Genomic DNA, 15977 nt, shown 5'->3' with positions numbered 1-15977 from the left:
CGTGAGCGCCAAGGCACCCCCCTCTGTCCTGCCGGACATCTCCCCCGCAAGGGGGGAGATCGGCAGTTTGTGTGGCAGCGCCCATCCGCCAGCGTTGATGATTGGCGAAACCAGAGACGACATCCAATCTCCCCCCTTGCGGGGCAGATGCCCGGCAGGGCAGAGGGGGGTGCCTCGCGCATCCCTCGGTGCCTAGCCGATGCACTTCGGTCCCCACCTTCTCCTCGCCGCCCTCGAAGGCCTCGTCACATCAGCCGTGCTGGCGTTGACCGCGCTTGGGCTGTCGCTGGTGTTTGGCGTCATGCGCGTCGTCAATGTTGCGCATGGCGAGTTCTTCATGCTGGGCGCAGTGCTCGCCTGGGCGATCTCGACGGCGATATCGGGTCACCCCGCGCTCGGCTTCCTGGCAGCACTGGTGATCGCGCCGCTGATCGTCGGCGCCATTGCGCTGGTGGCCGAACGGCTGGTGCTGCGCCGGCTCAACTACAATCCGGAAGCCACCATCGTCGCCACGATCGGCATGCTCTACATCATCCAGCAGCTGGCGCTGACCTTCTATGGCCCGGAGGCGCGGCCGGTGGAGCCGCCCTTCAGCTACCGCATCCTTTTGCCGTGGTTCGGCTACTCCGGTTACAAACTGTCCGTCATTGCCGCCTCCGCGCTTCTCTTGCTCGCGACGTGGCTGGTGCTGACGCGCACCAGGATCGGCCTCATCATGCGCGCCACCCAGTATGACAGCGAGACCGCGCAAGCCTTCGGCATTCCGGTCGACCGCGTCTATGGCGGCGTATTCGCGCTCGGCGCCATGCTGGCGGCGATCGCCGCGGTGCTGATCGTGCCGATCAGTCAGGCGCATTACCTGATGGGGCAGGATCCGCTGCTCTTGTCCTTCATCGTCGTCATCATCGGCGGCCTCGGCTCGCTGCGCGGCACCGTCGTTGCCGCCGTGCTGATCGGCCTTTCCGACGGCATCATTTCGATGTTCTTCTCGCCGACCTTGGCCAAAATAATCGCCACGCTGCTGGTCGCCATGGTGCTGGTGTTCCGGCCGCAAGGCTTGTTCGGGACGGCATCGCGATGAGCGAAGCTTCGCCGGCAAAGGCCTATGCGCTGCATCTCGGCGTGATCGCCCTGCTCTTCGCGCTGAGCTTCGTTCTGCCGGAGTACTACCACGGCCTGCTCGCCCGCATCATGGTGCTGGCGGTGTTCGCGATGGGCTACAACATGCTGTTCGGCTATGTCGGCCTGCTCAGCCTCGGCCACGCCATGTTCTTCGGCGCCGGACTTTACGGCGCCGGCCTTGCCATCATCCAGCTCGGTTGGGGCGTGCCGTTGGCCTTCCTTGTCGGGATTGCCTGCGGCACCGTGCTGGCGCTGGTGATCGGCCTGCTGGCGTTGCGCACCACGGGCGTCGCCTTCATGATCGTCACCATGATGTTCGCGCAGGTGTTTTCGCTGTTGATCCTCTACTTCGCGACGTGGACCGGCGGCGATCAGGGCCAGGTCGTGCCGCAGTCGGCGCGTGTCCTCAATCTCGGTGCGACGTCGCTGGACCTCACCGACCCGACCGTGCGTTACATGAGCGCACTGCTGCTGTTCTCGCTCGTGCTTTTGGTTACGCTGGCCATCGTCCGCTCCCGGTATGGCCGCGTTCTGGTCGCCATCCGCGAAAACGAGGACCGCACGAAGATGCTGGGCTACGACACCTTCTCCAACAAGCTCATGGCCGTCGTCGTCTCCGGCACGATCTGCGCGGCGTCGGGCGCCGCCTACGCGCTGCTGTTCGGCTATGTCGGCTCGAGCTTCGCGTCGGTGCAATATTCTATCCTGCCGCTGCTGTGGGTGCTGCTTGGCGGGGCCGCCACGACGCTCGGGCCGCTGATCGGCACCGTCTTCATGTACTATGTCATCGACGTCTCCAGCGGCTACACCTCGGCCTATCTGCTGATCGTCGGCATTGCGCTGATCCTTCTGGTGCTGTTTTTCCCGAAAGGCATTCTCGGCACCATCCGCCAGCGCTGGCTCGGATGGCTGCCATGACGCCGCTTTTGGCCACCAAGGGCCTGTCGCGCCATTTCGGCGGCCTGCGCGCCGTCGACAACGTCGACTTCACCTTGATGCCCGGTGAAATCCGTGCCGTCATCGGCCCCAACGGGGCGGGGAAGACGACCTTCGTCAGCATGGTCAGCGGCCGCATCCAGCCGTCTTCAGGAGCGATCGTGTTCGATGGCGCCGACATCACCGGCATGCCGGCCTATGTCAGGGTGCGCCAAGGCATCGCCTACACGTTCCAGATTACCAGCATCTATGCCAACCTGTCCGTTTACGCCAACGTCGCGCTGCCCGTGCAACTGACACTGAGGCACGGGCCTTCCAAGAGCGCGATACAGGCCGCTGTCATGACGGCGCTGGAACGCACCGGGCTCGCGGACCGCGCCCATATGCCGGCCGGGCAATTGTCCTATGGCCACCAGCGCCTGCTCGAAGTGGCGATGGGCCTGGCGCTCAAGCCGCGCCTGCTGATCCTCGACGAGCCGACGCAGGGGCTCGCCGACAGCGAGATCGACAATTTCATCGTGCTGGTGCGCGACATCGCCAGCAGCGCCACGGTGCTGCTGATCGAACACAATATGCCCGTCGTCATGCAACTCGCCGACCGCATTACCGTCTTCAACGCCGGCAGGATCCTGGCGGAAGGCACCCCGGAAGCGATCCGCGAGAACGCGGCGGTACAGCAAGCCTACCTGGGGACCGCCCCATGAATGAGACGAGCAAGGCCGAGGCATTGCGGATCGCCGGACTGAACTGCTTCTACGGCGAGGTCCAGGTGCTCTACGGTCTCGACCTCGTGCTCAACAAAAGCGAGGTGCTGTGCCTGTTCGGCCGCAACGGCGCCGGCAAGACGACGACGCTGAAGGCGATCATGGGCCTGCTTCCTTCGAGCGCGGGCTCGATCAAACTCGACGGCCAGGAATTGACCGGCCTGCCGGCGCACGAAGTGCCGAAGGCCGGCGTCGCCTATGTGCCGCAGGGCAGGCGGCTGTTTGCCGAGATGACGGTGGCGGAGAACATCGAGATCGGGCTGATGGCGCGCGGCAAGGGCAAGGCCGTGCGGGAAAACGTCCTCGACCTCTTTCCGCTGCTGCGCCAGCGGCTGCGGCAGCGCTCGGGCACCTTGTCGGGCGGCGAGCAGCAGATGCTGGCGATGGCGCGTGCGCTGTGCCTCGAACCGCAAGTGCTGTTGCTCGACGAGCCGACGGAAGGGCTGATGCCGTCGATGATCGCCAAGATCCGCGAGACAGTGGCTAAGCTGCGCGAGATGGACGTCTCGACCATCCTGGTGGAACAGCGCGTCGATGCGGTGCTTTCGGTCGCCGACCGCGTCTCGTTCATCGAGAACGGCCGCAACCGCGAGACGGTGAATGTCGAGGAGTTGCGCGCCGATCCGTCGGCGGTCAGGCGCTATGTCGGCGTCGGCTGATCAGCCGAAGAACACAAAGCCCGCGATCAAAAAAGTCGGGATCAGCACCAGCCCGGACCACAGCATGTAGCCGAAGAAGCCGGGCATCTTCACGCCACGCTGCCTGGCGATGGCATAGACCATGAAGTTGGGCGCGTTGCCGATATAGGTGTTGGCCCCCATGAACACCGCACCCGCCGAGATCGCGGCAAGCGTCGAGGCGAATTCGGTCATCAGGTGATGTGGATCGCCGCCGGCAAGCTCGAAGAACACGAGATAGGTCGGCGCATTGTCTAGGAAGGACGACAGCGCTCCGGTCAACCAGAAATAGGCGAGATCGTTAGGCGTGCCTTGCGCCGAGGTGACGAGCGCGACCAGCGGCGCCAGCGCACCCTCGTGACCGGCCCTCAGGATGGCGATGACCGGCACGATGCAGATGAAGATGCCGGCAAACAATTTTGCCACTTCCGCGATCGGACCCCAGTTGAAGCCGTTCGCCGCGCGGTATTCCTTGCGCGAAACCGCCAGCGACACGAAGGCGAGCGCCAGGATGACGGCGTCGCGCACCAGGTTCTGCAGTTCCAGCGCCACGCCTTGAATGGAGAAGGCGACATCAGGCTTCCACGTCGCCGACAGCAGGATGGCGCCGATAACGCCGGCCAGCAGCGGAATGTTGGGCAGGCCGCGGATGCGAACCTTCGAATCCGGCGTCGGGTCCTTGATCTTCGGCGCGCCGGCCTCGCGCCGGTGCAGGATGATGTCGATCGCCAGGAACACGGCCAGCACCAGGCCGCCGACGAACAGCGTCTCGCGCCAAAGGTTGGCGGTTGTCCAGAAGAAGTCGACGCCACGCAGGAAGCCGACGAACAGCGGGGGATCACCGAGCGGCGTCAGCGAGCCGCCAATGTTGGACACAAGGAAGATGAAGAAGACGACGACATGGGCGTTGAACGGCCTGTTATCATTGGCGCGGATGATCGGCCGTATCAGGATCATCGAGGCGCCCGTCGTACCGATGACCGAGGCGAGCAGCGCGCCGACCAGCAGCAGCCCGGCATTGACCAGCGGCGTGCCGTGGATGTTGCCAGCGACCAGGATGCCGCCCGAAATGGTGAACAGCGCAAACAGCAGGATGATGAAGGACATGTATTCGGTGAGCAGCGCATGCAGCACCGCCTCGGCCGCCTGGGGGATCCCGAAGGCGAGCGCCAGCGGCACGACGACCAGCGCCGCCCACAGGGCCGCGATCTTGCCGTAGTGATGCTCCCAGACAGGGTGGAACAGCAGCGGGCCGGTGGCGATGGACAGCAGCAGGCCGGCAAAGGGCAGTGCCCACCACAGCGACATCGCGGCACCGGGCAGAGCATGTTCCTCGGCCGCTACGGCTACGTCCGGGAACAGCATGGGGACGGCGATGCCAGCGCCCACCATCACGCCTGCACTGATCCGCGAAAAGCCCCCTCGATGCCCCACCGTTCAGTCCGACAGTTGGTCTTCGAGCGTCACGCCGGCATCGCGCATGCGTTGCAACATCGCGTCGAGCGAGCCGTTGAGATCGATGCCGCGACAGGCGTCGAGCCGCACGGTGGTCTTGAAACCCTGGCTGACGGCGTCCAGCGCCGAAAAGCCGACGCAGAAATCGGTCGCAAGGCCAACCAGGGTGATGGTGTCGATACCGCGCTCCCTGAGGTAGCCCCCGAGGCCGGTCGGCGTCGCGTGGTCGTTTTCGAAGAAGGCCGAATAGCTGTCGATGGCGGGGCGAAAGCCCTTGCGGATGACGAGTTCGGCCTTGGTCCAGGCAAGGCCGGAATGGAAATCCGAACCGAGGCTGCCCTGGATGCAATGGTCCGGCCACAGCGTCTGCTGGCCGTAAGGCATCTCGATCACGGAGAAGGGTTGCGCGCCGGGATGGCTGGAGGCGAAGCTCGAATGCCCGGCGGGATGCCAGTCCTGCGTCAGCACGACATGGTCGGCGTGCCGGATCATGTCATTGACCAGCGGCACGATCTCGTCGCCGCCGGTCACGGCCAACGCGCCGCCCGGGCAAAAGTCGTTCTGCAGGTCGATCACAACAAGCGCTTGGTCGGCCATTGGGCCTCCTTCTTCTCTGCGTTGGGCTCAGGCTCCAGTAGAAAGATGCCGCTGACGCGACCGGAGGCAGAAACTTGACCAGATGGCCTGCCGCGTCAACCTCCGAAGGCGTAACAATCTCGTTGCATGCACCGTGGCAAGCACGGCGGCCCAAACTCTGGCTTTGACAATTTCCACCGGCTTGATATCATTTGCATACGAATGAATTTCCGGTTTGCGGACCGGCAAGATCATGCCTGGGGTAAACGCCCTGGGAGGGCCATTTCGGGGAAGGCCCACTCTCTGGGAAGGCAAAGCGTGATCCGTTACGCGAAACCCACCACTGTCGACGAGGCGCTCGCTTTGCTTGGCGAGGGCGCCTGGCGCATTCTTGCCGGCGGCACTGATTTCTATCCGGCACAGGGCGCGAAGCCGTTCCGCGACAATGTCCTCGACATCAACGGCCTCGCTGCGCTGCGCGGCATCGCCGAGACGGACGACCACTTTGTCATCGGCGCGCGCACGACCTGGACAGACCTCATCCACCACCCCTTGCCGCCAGCATTCGATGCGCTGAAACAGGCCGCGCGCGAGGTCGGCTCGCCGCAGATCCAGAACGTCGCTTCCGTCGCCGGCAATCTCTGCAACGCCTCGCCGGCCGCCGATGGCGTGCCGGGCCTGCTCGTGCTCGATGCCGAGGTCGAACTGCGTTCGGCGATAGCGACACGGCATCTGCCCTTGCCCGATTTCATTCTCGGCAATCGGCGCACGGCCTTGCAGCCTGGCGAAATGGTGACCGCCATCCGCGTGCCGAAGCCAGCCGCCGGTACATCGGCTTTCGTCAAGCTCGGCGCACGGCGCTATCTCGTCATTTCCATCGCCATGGTGGCGGCGCGCCTGGTCGTCGACAACGGCAGGGTTACTGAGGCGGCCATCGCCGTCGGCTCCTGCTCGGCTGTCGCCAGGCGGCTTGCCGGCGTCGAGACGGCGCTGCTCGGATTGCCTAGGGATGGCGGGCTCGCCGGCGCCATCCAATCCGCGCCGATGACCGAACTGTCGCCGATCGCCGATGTGCGTGGCAGCGCCGAATACCGGCTCGACGCGGTGCGCGAGATCGTCGCGCGGGCCGTGCTGACGGCCGCCGGACCGATGAACGATCATATGGTGGCGGCGGCATGAGACAAGCTCAGCCTGACATGAACCAGGTTCTGCCTGAAGTCAGTGAAGCTCGGCCCGAATTGGGCGTAGTCCAGCCCGGTCTCGGCCGCGCCGACATCGCCTTCGCGGTCAATGGCGCCGCCGTCTCGGTCAATGTGCCGCCGCTGCGCCGGCTGTCCCAGGTGCTGCGTGAAGAATTGCGGCTCACCGGCACCAAGGTCGGCTGCGATGCCGGCGATTGCGGCGCCTGCACGGTGCTGGTCGACGGCGATCCGGTCTGCGCCTGCCTGATGCCGGCGGCTTCGGCCGCCGGCGCATCGGTGACGACGGTCGAGGGGCTGGCCAACGGCCGGCTTTCGGCGCTGCAGGCCTCTTTCCTCGCCCATGGCGCGGCGCAATGCGGCATCTGCACGCCGGCGCTGCTGGTGGCAGCGACAGCGCTGCTGGACACGACTCCCAGACCGACCGAGACCGAGGTGCAGGATGCGCTGGGCGGGATTCTGTGCCGCTGCACCGGCTACCGGAAGATCATCGCGGCGGTGATGGAGGCAGGACGATTCGAACCGTCAACCGACAGCGCGGCCCCTCATCCGCCTGCCGGCACCTTCTCCCCGTATAGTGACGGGGAGAAGGGAGAAGCTCCAGCGCTGGCGACCCCCTCTCCCCGTTCTTCACGGGGAGAGGGTGAGGAGCAGCGCGAACGTCATTCGTTCGATCTCGGCCTTGACCGTAGAATGCCAATTTCGGGCAATGCCGTAGGCGCGTCGCCCGTCAGGCTCGACGGTGTGCCAAAGGTGACCGGGGCTGAGAAATTCGGCGGCGATTCCTTCCCGGCCGATGCGCTTGCCGTGCTGGTGGTCCGCTCGCCGCATTATCACGCCGGCTTCGCCTTCGGCGATCTCGACGGCTGGGCAAACAAGCACCCCGGCATGGTTGGTGTCTTCACGGCCGCCGACATTCCGGGCAAAAACTGTTTCGGCGTCATCGGTCCGTTTGCCGACCAGCCGGCGCTCGCCGAAGGATTTGCGCGGCTGCGCGGCGAGGCGGTGGCGCTGGTCGCCGGCGAGCGCGAGGCGATGTTCGATCTCGATATGTCGGATTTCCCGATCCGCTGGACCGAGTTGCCGCATATCCTGCAGCCCAGCGAAGCGCAGGCCAAGGATGCTGCGCTGATCCATGGGAACCGCCCTTCGAACCTGCTGACCTCCGGCTTCGTCGAGCGCGGCGACCCCGAGACGGCGCTTGCCAATGCGGCCGTTGCCGTGACGGGCGCAATCGAAACCTCCTATGTCGAGCACGCCTATATCGAGCCGGAAGCCGGCCATGCCTATATGGACGGCGATACGCTGGTCGTCGTCGCCTGCACCCAGGCACCCTATATGGACCGCGACGACACGGCGAAGGTGCTTGGCCTGCCCGTCGACAAGGTGCGCATCGTGCCGACCGCGACCGGCGGTGGCTTCGGCTCGAAACTCGACGTTTCGCTGCAGCCGCTGATCGGCCTTGTGGCGCTTAAGACCGGCCGGCCGGCCGCCTTGGCCTACACCCGCAACGAATCGATGATGTCGACCACCAAGCGCCATCCGGCCGAAATGAAGGCGACCATCGGCGCCGATGCCGACGGCCATGTCACCGGCATGATCTTTTCAGGCGATTTCAACACCGGAGCCTACGCCAGCTGGGGGCCGACCGTCGCCAACCGCGTGCCGGTGCATGCTTCCGGCCCCTATGCGACGCCGAACTACCGCGCCGAGGGCCGCGCCATCCATACGCATGGCCCGATCTCCGGCGCCTTCCGTGGCTTCGGTGTGCCGCAGGCGACGATCATGCAGGAGACGCTCTATGATGAGCTGGCCGGCAAGCTCGGCATCGACCGGCTCGACTTTCGCCTGAGAAACTGCCTTCGGAACGGCTCCGAAACGGTTACCGGCCAGACGCTGGAATCCGGCGTCGGCATTGCCGAATGTCTTGAGGCCCTGCTGCCGCATTGGGCGCGGGCGCAGGCTGATGCGGATACTTTCAACAGCAACCATGAAGAAAAAAAGCGCGGCGTCGGCGTGGCTTCGTGCTGGTATGGCTGCGGCAACACCTCGCTGCCCAATCCGTCGACCATCCGGGTCGGCATCGCGGCTGACGGCACCGTCATCCTGCATCAGGGCGCCGTCGATATCGGCCAGGGCTCGAACACCGTCATCACGCAGATCTGCGCCGACGCGCTTGGCCTGCCGCTGGAAAAATTCCGGCTGAAGAGCGCCGATACGGCAATCAGCCCCGACGCCGGCAAGACCTCGGCCTCGCGCCAGACCTTCGTGACCGGGAAGGCGGCCGAAAAAGCCGGGCGGGCCTTGTGGGAAAAGATCCTGCGCTTCGCCAATGTCTCCGAAAAGGCAACTTTGCAACTGGACGGCGCGGCGATCGTCATCCGCGAGGGCGAAGCCACGCGCCGCATCGATCTCGCCTCGCTCGACATGGATGCCGACGGCTTCGTCTTCCGCGCCGAGGAGACCTACGACCCGCCGACGCTGCCGCTCGATGCCAAGGGCCAGGGCAAGCCCTACGCCGTCTATGGCTATGGCGCGCAGATCGCCGAACTCGAGGTCGATCTCAAGCTCGGCACAGTGAAGCTGATCAAGATCACCGCCGCGCATGATGTCGGCAAGGCGATCAACCCGCTGCTGGTCGAGGGCCAGATAGAAGGCGGCATCGCGCAAGGCATCGGCATGGCGCTGATGGAAGAATACATTCCCGGCCGCACCGAGAATCTGCACGACTATCTCATCCCGACCATCGGCGACGTGCCGCCGATCGAGACCATCCTGGTCGAGGTTCCCGATCCCGAGGGGCCGTTCGGCGCCAAGGGGCTGGGCGAACATGTGCTGATCCCGACCGCACCCGCGATCCTCAACGCCATCCGCCACGCCACCGGCGTGCTGGTCACCAAGGTTCCGGCGACGCCGACGCGCATCCGCGCCGGCATCCTTGAAAAAGATGGCATCCGCGAAAAGGAGGCACGCGCATGAGCGAGCTTGCCGAGCGTTTTGAGACCCATGACCCCGGCGAGAAGCAGGTGGCGGAGAAGATCCGCTGCGATGCCTGCCCGGTCATGTGCTACATAGCCGATGGCCGCACAGGCGCCTGCGACCGCTACGGCAATGCCGGCGGCCGGATCGTGCGCATGGATCCGCTGACCATTCTCGACCACGCGGCCGAGTCCGGCGGGACAATCGTGCCCTTCGTCGCCGAAGGCGAGGCATGGGACGGCGAACTGGTCAACACCGGGCGCCGCTTCGTCACGGCAATCGGCGCCGGCACCACCTATCCCGACTACAAGCCGGCGCCGTTCATCGTCAGCCAGCAGGTCGAAGGCGTCGATCTCGTCACCGTCGTCACCGAAGGCATTTTTTCGTATTGCGGCGTCAAGGTGAAGATCGACACCGACCGTCATATCGGACCCGAAACGCAAATCGTGCGCTCGCAAGGCGAGGCGATCGGCCATGTCACCACGGGCGAATACGGCTCGCAGATGCTGTCGCTGGGCGGCGTGCATCATCTGACCGGCGGCTCCAAGGCGGAAGGCCGGGCAACCTGCGACGCGCTGCTCAATCTGTGCAACCGCAAGCCGGTGGAACTGACCATCGATGGCGGCGCCACCATCATCGTCGAAGCCGGCAAACCACCTGTCATCGACGGCAAGCAGGAGCACCGCATGCGCGTCGGCTGCGGCTCGGCCACGATCGGCATGTTCGCCACGCAATGGCGCGGGCTGGTCGACGAGGTGGTGGTGGTCGACGACCATATCACCGGCGTCGTCTCCGAACACCAGGCCGGCAAGGTGCTGGGCTGGCAGGACACCGGCATCAAGATCATCGGACGCCGCTCGACGCCGGGTCGCTATTTCAAGGTCTCCGAGCCCGGCCTCGGCTGGGGCGGCACCTCGATTTCCGACCCGCTGTCGATCCTTGGTGAGTGGAACGCCAAGAAGGGCGCGCGGCCGGGCCTGTCGATGCTGATGGTTTCGACCACCGGCGAGCAGTACGCCTATTACGAACTCGACGACGAACTGAAGCCGGTCGAAAAGCCGTTTCCAGAACGGCTGCAGAAGTCCGTGAACCTGATCGAGGACAATTGCGAGCCGGCGCTATGCACCGTGCTGTTCATCGGCGGCGCCGGCGGCTCGCTGCGCGCCGGCGTCACCGAAAACCCGGTCAATCTCACCCGCTCGGTGCAAGGCCTGACGACCTATGTGACGGTCGGCGGCGCGCCGGTCTATGTCTGGCCGGGCGGCGGCATCACGCTGATGGTCGACGTGACGCGCGTGCCGGAAGGCGCCTTCGGCTATGTGCCGACGCCGGCGCTGGTGGCGCCGATCGAGTTCACCTTGCGCCGCGACGACTATGTCAGGCTCGGCGGCTACGAGGCCGAGATCCGCAGCGTCGAGGACATCGTCGCGAAGGGCGGCGAATACCTCAACCCGCGCCACGGCACCGGTGCGCCGTCCGACAATCCATGGCCGCCGCTGGCGCAATTGCGGCGCGCCGCGTCGAACGGAGCCGGATGATGGACGGCCCGCAAGCGCATTGGCTGCAGGACGGCAAGCGGCTGCATCTCAACCATGGGCCGATCGACCTGATCATCGAGGCCTTTGGCGAGGCGCAGGAATGCCGTCTGGCCTATGAGCAAGCCGTGGCGCGCTTCCAGACGATCCTGATCGAGCTGGTCAGGGAGCTTCCCGAATTGCGGCTCCCGGCATTTTTCCTGGCGCCGCGCGCCTTTGACGGCCCGACGGCGCGCCGCATGGAAGCGGCCGTCATGCCGCTCGCGGAATGTTTCATAACACCGATGGCCGCCGTTGCAGGATCGGTAGCCGACGAAATTCTCGCCGCATTGCTTGCCGGCCGCAAACTCGAGCGCGCCTATGTCAACAATGGCGGCGACAGCGCCCTCCACCTCGGCAAGGGCCGGTCGATCGGCCTGGCGGTCGCCGGCACCGGCAACGGCATGGCCGACCGGATCACGATCCGCGCGGAGGATGGCGTTCGCGGCGTCGCCACCAGCGGCTGGCGCGGCCGTTCCTTCTCGCTTGGCATTGCCGACGCCGTCACCGTGCTGGCGCGGACCGGCGCTGAGGCCGATGCGGCGGCGACACTCATTGCCAATGCGGTGGACCTTCCCGGCAATCCCGCCATCAAGCGCATTCCCGCACGCGAACTGTCGCCCGACAGCGACCTCGGCGCGCGGCTGGTGACGCAAGGCGTCGGCATGCTTGCGCCTGGCGAGGTGGCGCGGGCGCTGGACAATGGCCTTGCCGTCGCCGAAGCTTTTCGTCGGCGCGGCCTGATTGCCGGATCGGCGCTGTTTCTTGGCGGTGAGGCCCGCATCAGTGGTTCCGTGGCGCTTGCCGCGCCCAACAAAAATCCGAGGGAGGAAGTTGCCCATGCCTGAGTTTCCGATCCGCAAGATCGCGGTGCTGAGCGAAGAGATCTTTCATGATGGCGGTCCGGTCGCGGACGTGCCGCGCCGGCGTGCGGCGGCCATGGCCGTGGTCAAGAACCCATTCGCCGGGCGCTATGTCGAGGATCTGCAGAGCGCCATGGACGATCTGAAGCCGCTTGGCCTGCTGCTTTCCGACAGGCTGGTCGCCGCGTTGGGCGGCGACGTCAAACAGATCGATGGCTACGGCAAGGGCGCCATTGTCGGCACGGCGGGCGAACTGGAGCATGGCGCGCTCTGGCATGTGCCGGGCGGCTACGCCATGCGCGAGCGGCTCGGCGACGCCAAGGCGATCGTGCCGTCGGCCAAGAAGGTCGGCGCGTTCGGCTCAAAGCTCGACGTGCCGCTCGGCCACATCAACGCCGCCTATGTGCGCAGCCATTTCGATGCCATGGAAGTCGGCATCAGCGACGGGCCGCGTCCCGACGAGATTCTTTTTTGTCTGGCCATGACCTGCGGGCCGCGGGTTCACAACCGCATGGGCGGGTTGGCGGCAGCCGACATCAAGGCCTGGGACGGGCTGCGGTGAGCGGCGAGGACAATCTGCTCAAGCTGGTCGAGGTCGAAGAGCCCGAGGACCAGGATTACCTCCTGCAGGAGCAGGTCGGCTTCATCCTGCGCAAGGCGCACCAGCGCCATGTCTCGATCTTCGCCGCGCATATAGGCGACCTGACGCCGCCGCAATTCGCCGCACTGGCCAAGCTGCGCGATGTCGGCGAGACCTCGCAGAACCAGCTCGGCACGCTGATCGCCATGGATGCGGCGACGGTGAAGGGCGTGATCGATCGCTTAAAGGCACGCGGCCTGGTCGAGCTCTCCAAGCATGAGGTCGACAAAAGGCGGCTGCTGGTCAATCTGACCGCCGAAGGCCGCGACGCCATCGAACGCCTGATCCCGTTGGCGCGCGAGATCACCAGGGAAACGCTGGCGCCGCTCTCGGCCAAGGAGATCGCCACCTTCATGAAGCTGCTGGCCAAGCTGGCGTAGGTGCCGCCACGATCCATCGCGTCAAATGGCGATCAGAGCGGGAACGCTTCCCTGCACAGGTCCTGCAGCTTCGAAAAGACGCCCTTGCCGCCGGTAATGACCTGCGTGCCGCTCTGCAGCACCGTCTTGGGATCCGCCTTCAGGACGGTGCCGCCGGCCTCTTCGATCAGCAGCATGCCGGCCAGGCAGTCCCAGGCGTTCATGTGTTCCTCGACATAGCCAAGCAGCCGGCCCGAGGCCACATAGGCCAGCATCAGGGCGCCGGACGCATTGCGGAAGAAGACACCGCCTTCGGCGAGGAGCTTCTTGATCAGCACGGCGATGTTCTCGGCCTCGGCCCGGTTCGAGAATCCGGTCCCCACCGAGCCTTCTTCCAGGCTGGCCGCGGCACTTGCCTTGATCGGCCTGCCGTTGATGAAGGCGCCGCCACCGAGCCTGCCGTGAAACGTCTCGCCGGTCGACGGTTCGTGGATGACGCCGACGACCGTCTCCCCGTCCTTTGCGCAAGCGATCACCACGCACCAGGCCGGAATGCCGCGCACGAAATTGGCGGTGCCGTCGATGGGATCGATGACCCAGGCATAGCCGCTCGAGCCGGAAACCGAGGCGTGTTCCTCGCCGACGATGCCGTCCTGCGGATAGTCCTTGGCGATCGCCGCGCGGATGAACAGCTCGACCTCGCGGTCGGCTTGCGAGACCAGGTCCTGATGACCCTTGCTCTCGATGGTCAGGCTTTCCAGATCGCGGAAATATTCGAGTCCGCGTTCGCCGGCCCGCCGCGCCAGATCGATGGCAAACTGCGTGCGGGCGTCAAGGTCATGGGTCACGGCAAGGCTCGCTCTGCGGAAGGATGCGCCGCACTTAGAGCAATTCCAGGAAAAGTGTAAGCGGTTTTCCGTCTGGAATTGCGTCAAAACAAAGAGTTAGAGCATCGCTGCCGGCAAGAGCATCTAGCGGATAAATGTCAGGCCGCTTGCGACAGCGATTTGTGAGCGTCAGCCAGGATCTCGAACGACCGCACCCGCGCCGCGTGATCGAAGATCTGCGCGGTGACCATCAGCTCGTCGGCGCCGGTGCGGCGCACGAAGGCATCGATGCCCTGGCGGACCGTTTCGGGAGAGCCGACGACGGCGCAGGACAGCGCCTGGCCGAGCATGGTCTTGGCCATCGGGTCGAGATCGCGGTCATAATTCTCGACCGGCGGCGGCAAACGTCCGGGACGGCCGGTGCGCAGATTGACGAAGGCCTGCTGCAGCGACGTGAACAGCAGCCGTGCCTCGGCATCGGTGGGCGCGGCAAAGACGTTGAGGCCGAGCATCACATGCGGTCTGTCGAGCTGTTCCGACGGCTGGAAGCGCGAGCGGTAGATGTGCAGCGCATGATCGAGCTCGGCCGGCGCGAAATGCGAGGCGAAGGCGTAGGGAAGGCCAAGCATGGCGGCGAGCTGCGCACCGTAGAGGCTGGAGCCGAGAATCCAGATCGGCACGGTCTGGCCCTCGCCGGGCACGGCGCGCAAGCGCTGGCCTTCCTCCGCGGGCAGGAAATAGCCCATCAGTTCGACGACATCCTGCGGGAAACTGTCGGCGCCGGCCTCGAGGTTGCGGCGCAAGGCCCGCGCGGTGTTCATGTCGGTGCCTGGCGCCCGGCCGAGGCCGAGATCGATGCGGCCCGGAAACAGGGCGGCCAGCGTGCCGAACTGCTCGGCGATGACCAGCGGCGCATGGTTGGGCAGCATGATGCCGCCGGCGCCGACGCGGATGGTTTTGGTGCCGCCGGCAACATGGGCGATGACCACGGATGTGGCGGCGCTCGCAATGCCCGGCATGTTGTGGTGCTCGGCCAGCCAGTAGCGCTTGTAGCCCAGCCGCTCGGCATGGCGGGCGAGATCGAGCGAGTTGGCCAGGGACTGCGAGGCATCGCTGCCTTGGATGATCGGCGACAGGTCGAGAACGGACAGTTCGGTCATGCGGTGGTCTCCACGATCTTCGTCTCACGCACTTTGGCCTCGAAAGCCGTGCGGTCGGGAATGATGATGCCGAGCAGGCCTTGCAGCGTGTCGGCGAGTTCGGCGGCGGTGGCTATCTCTGTCTGCTCGGTGCGGCCGCCAAGGTGATAGATCGACAGGCGGTTTCCGCGCAGCGCGTAACGCCGGTCCGCCGCGGCGCGGGCCGCTATGACGGAGGAGAGGAAATGCGATGTCGGGCTGGTCGACAGGAAGTAATTGGTGACGGAGTAATCGACCTCGTATTGCGGCTGCAGATCGAAGCGGTAGAGCGAGCGCCAGTCGCCGCCGATGGCGGCCTGCAGGCGGAAATGATCGCCGGCCTCGACGATGCGGAACGGCTCATGCGGGGTTTTCTGTTCGCGGCCCGGTTCCAGCTGCAATGGCGCGGTCAGGGTCAGGCCGCCGAAGCCGACATCGGCGATACAGGTCCGGCCATCGAGCTCGACGCGCAAAAGCATGTGGCTGCGCGCGGTGATGGCGTCCTCGCTCTGGCCCCAGAGCACGCGCGCGGCCAGGCCGACGACCTCGAAGCCGAGCGCCCGCAGCGCATGCATGAAGAGCAGGTTATGCTCGAAGCAATAACCACCACGCCCACCAAGGACGATCTTGTCCTGAAGCGCGGCGAGGTCGAGCCGGACCGGGCGGCCAAGAAACGGATCGATGTTCTCGAAGGGGATCGACTGCGGATGCGCGAAATGCAGCGCCCTCAGCGTATTCAGCGACGCGTCACGCGGACCGGCGTAACCGATGCGCGCGAGATAGGCGTCGAGGTCGAAGGCGGGAGCATCGCTCATAAGGAAGGCACCG

The 15977-nt window shown here is 65.5% G+C and carries 15 protein-coding genes; 10 read left to right on the top strand and 5 right to left on the bottom strand.

The genetic code is table 11. The features are described 5' to 3' along the window. Window positions 1–199: 199 nt before the first annotated feature. From ACLGL5_RS07715 to ACLGL5_RS07700, 4 genes are read left to right on the top strand one after another with little or no spacing between them, the layout of a single operon-like run. Window positions 200–1081 carry a branched-chain amino acid ABC transporter permease gene (locus ACLGL5_RS07715; RefSeq protein ID WP_069090702.1) on the top strand — a complete coding sequence of 294 codons (882 nt, stop codon included), beginning with the start codon at window positions 200–202 and terminating at the stop codon, window positions 1079–1081. Further along, window positions 1078–2040 carry a branched-chain amino acid ABC transporter permease gene (locus ACLGL5_RS07710; protein ID WP_069090701.1) on the top strand — a complete coding sequence of 321 codons (963 nt, stop codon included), beginning with the start codon at window positions 1078–1080 and terminating at the stop codon, window positions 2038–2040. Before ACLGL5_RS07715 ends, ACLGL5_RS07710 begins: the two co-directional genes overlap by 4 nt. Beyond that, entirely contained in the window at window positions 2037–2762 is a 726-nt protein-coding gene (locus ACLGL5_RS07705; protein WP_027047612.1) for an ABC transporter ATP-binding protein, read from the top strand. The genes ACLGL5_RS07710 and ACLGL5_RS07705 overlap by 4 nt, the downstream gene beginning before the upstream one ends. Then, window positions 2759–3481 (top strand): ABC transporter ATP-binding protein, encoded by a 723-nt coding sequence (locus tag ACLGL5_RS07700; protein WP_069090700.1) that lies wholly within the window; start codon window positions 2759–2761, stop codon window positions 3479–3481. Before ACLGL5_RS07705 ends, ACLGL5_RS07700 begins: the two co-directional genes overlap by 4 nt. On the opposite strand, the gene ACLGL5_RS07695 is transcribed toward ACLGL5_RS07700, so the two are convergent. After that, on the bottom strand, window positions 3482–4891 hold the full coding sequence (locus tag ACLGL5_RS07695) for a sodium:proton antiporter (protein ID WP_069090699.1): 1410 nt from the start codon (window positions 4889–4891) through the stop codon (window positions 3482–3484). Window positions 4892–4936: 45 nt separating this feature from the next. Next, window positions 4937–5551, bottom strand: coding sequence for a bifunctional nicotinamidase/pyrazinamidase (gene pncA / locus ACLGL5_RS07690; protein WP_064985256.1), 615 nt, complete (start codon window positions 5549–5551; stop codon window positions 4937–4939). Between the two features lie 297 nt (window positions 5552–5848). Between pncA and ACLGL5_RS07685 the strand changes: the two genes are divergently transcribed. From ACLGL5_RS07685 to ACLGL5_RS07660, 6 genes are read left to right on the top strand one after another with little or no spacing between them, the layout of a single operon-like run. Further along, entirely contained in the window at window positions 5849–6709 is an 861-nt protein-coding gene (locus ACLGL5_RS07685) for an FAD binding domain-containing protein (RefSeq protein ID WP_032920839.1), read from the top strand. Between the two features lie 17 nt (window positions 6710–6726). After that, a complete protein-coding gene (locus tag ACLGL5_RS07680) occupies window positions 6727–9708 on the top strand; it encodes a molybdopterin-dependent oxidoreductase (protein WP_083246508.1) in 2982 nt (993 codons plus the stop codon). Then, complete coding sequence (locus ACLGL5_RS07675) at window positions 9705–11246, top strand: hypothetical protein (RefSeq protein WP_038651250.1); 1542 nt, start codon at window positions 9705–9707, stop codon at window positions 11244–11246. The genes ACLGL5_RS07680 and ACLGL5_RS07675 overlap by 4 nt, the downstream gene beginning before the upstream one ends. Then, a complete protein-coding gene (locus ACLGL5_RS07670; RefSeq protein WP_069093237.1) occupies window positions 11246–12130 on the top strand; it encodes a UPF0280 family protein in 885 nt (294 codons plus the stop codon). Before ACLGL5_RS07675 ends, ACLGL5_RS07670 begins: the two co-directional genes overlap by 1 nt. After that, on the top strand, window positions 12123–12707 hold the full coding sequence (locus tag ACLGL5_RS07665; protein WP_064985259.1) for an amino acid synthesis family protein: 585 nt from the start codon (window positions 12123–12125) through the stop codon (window positions 12705–12707). Before ACLGL5_RS07670 ends, ACLGL5_RS07665 begins: the two co-directional genes overlap by 8 nt. Further along, window positions 12704–13165, top strand: a complete 462-nt coding sequence (locus tag ACLGL5_RS07660) for a MarR family winged helix-turn-helix transcriptional regulator (protein ID WP_019862484.1) — start codon at window positions 12704–12706, stop codon at window positions 13163–13165. Before ACLGL5_RS07665 ends, ACLGL5_RS07660 begins: the two co-directional genes overlap by 4 nt. 32 nt (window positions 13166–13197) lie before the next feature. Here ACLGL5_RS07660 and ACLGL5_RS07655 read toward each other — a convergent pair whose 3' ends face one another. The 3 genes from ACLGL5_RS07655 to ACLGL5_RS07645 form a co-directional block, all read right to left on the bottom strand. Then, window positions 13198–13992, bottom strand: coding sequence for an inositol monophosphatase family protein (locus ACLGL5_RS07655; protein ID WP_069090698.1), 795 nt, complete (start codon window positions 13990–13992; stop codon window positions 13198–13200). A 137-nt stretch (window positions 13993–14129) separates the two neighbouring features. Further along, entirely contained in the window at window positions 14130–15131 is a 1002-nt protein-coding gene (locus tag ACLGL5_RS07650; protein WP_069090697.1) for an LLM class flavin-dependent oxidoreductase, read from the bottom strand. Then, entirely contained in the window at window positions 15128–15964 is an 837-nt protein-coding gene (locus ACLGL5_RS07645) for an arylamine N-acetyltransferase family protein (RefSeq protein ID WP_069090696.1), read from the bottom strand. Before ACLGL5_RS07645 ends, ACLGL5_RS07650 begins: the two co-directional genes overlap by 4 nt. Window positions 15965–15977 lie beyond the last annotated feature (13 nt).

Source organism: Mesorhizobium sp. U510, from assembly GCF_059180695.1.
Note: the sequence above shows the minus strand (reverse complement) of the source record. Positions and strands in the feature narration are given on the sequence as shown.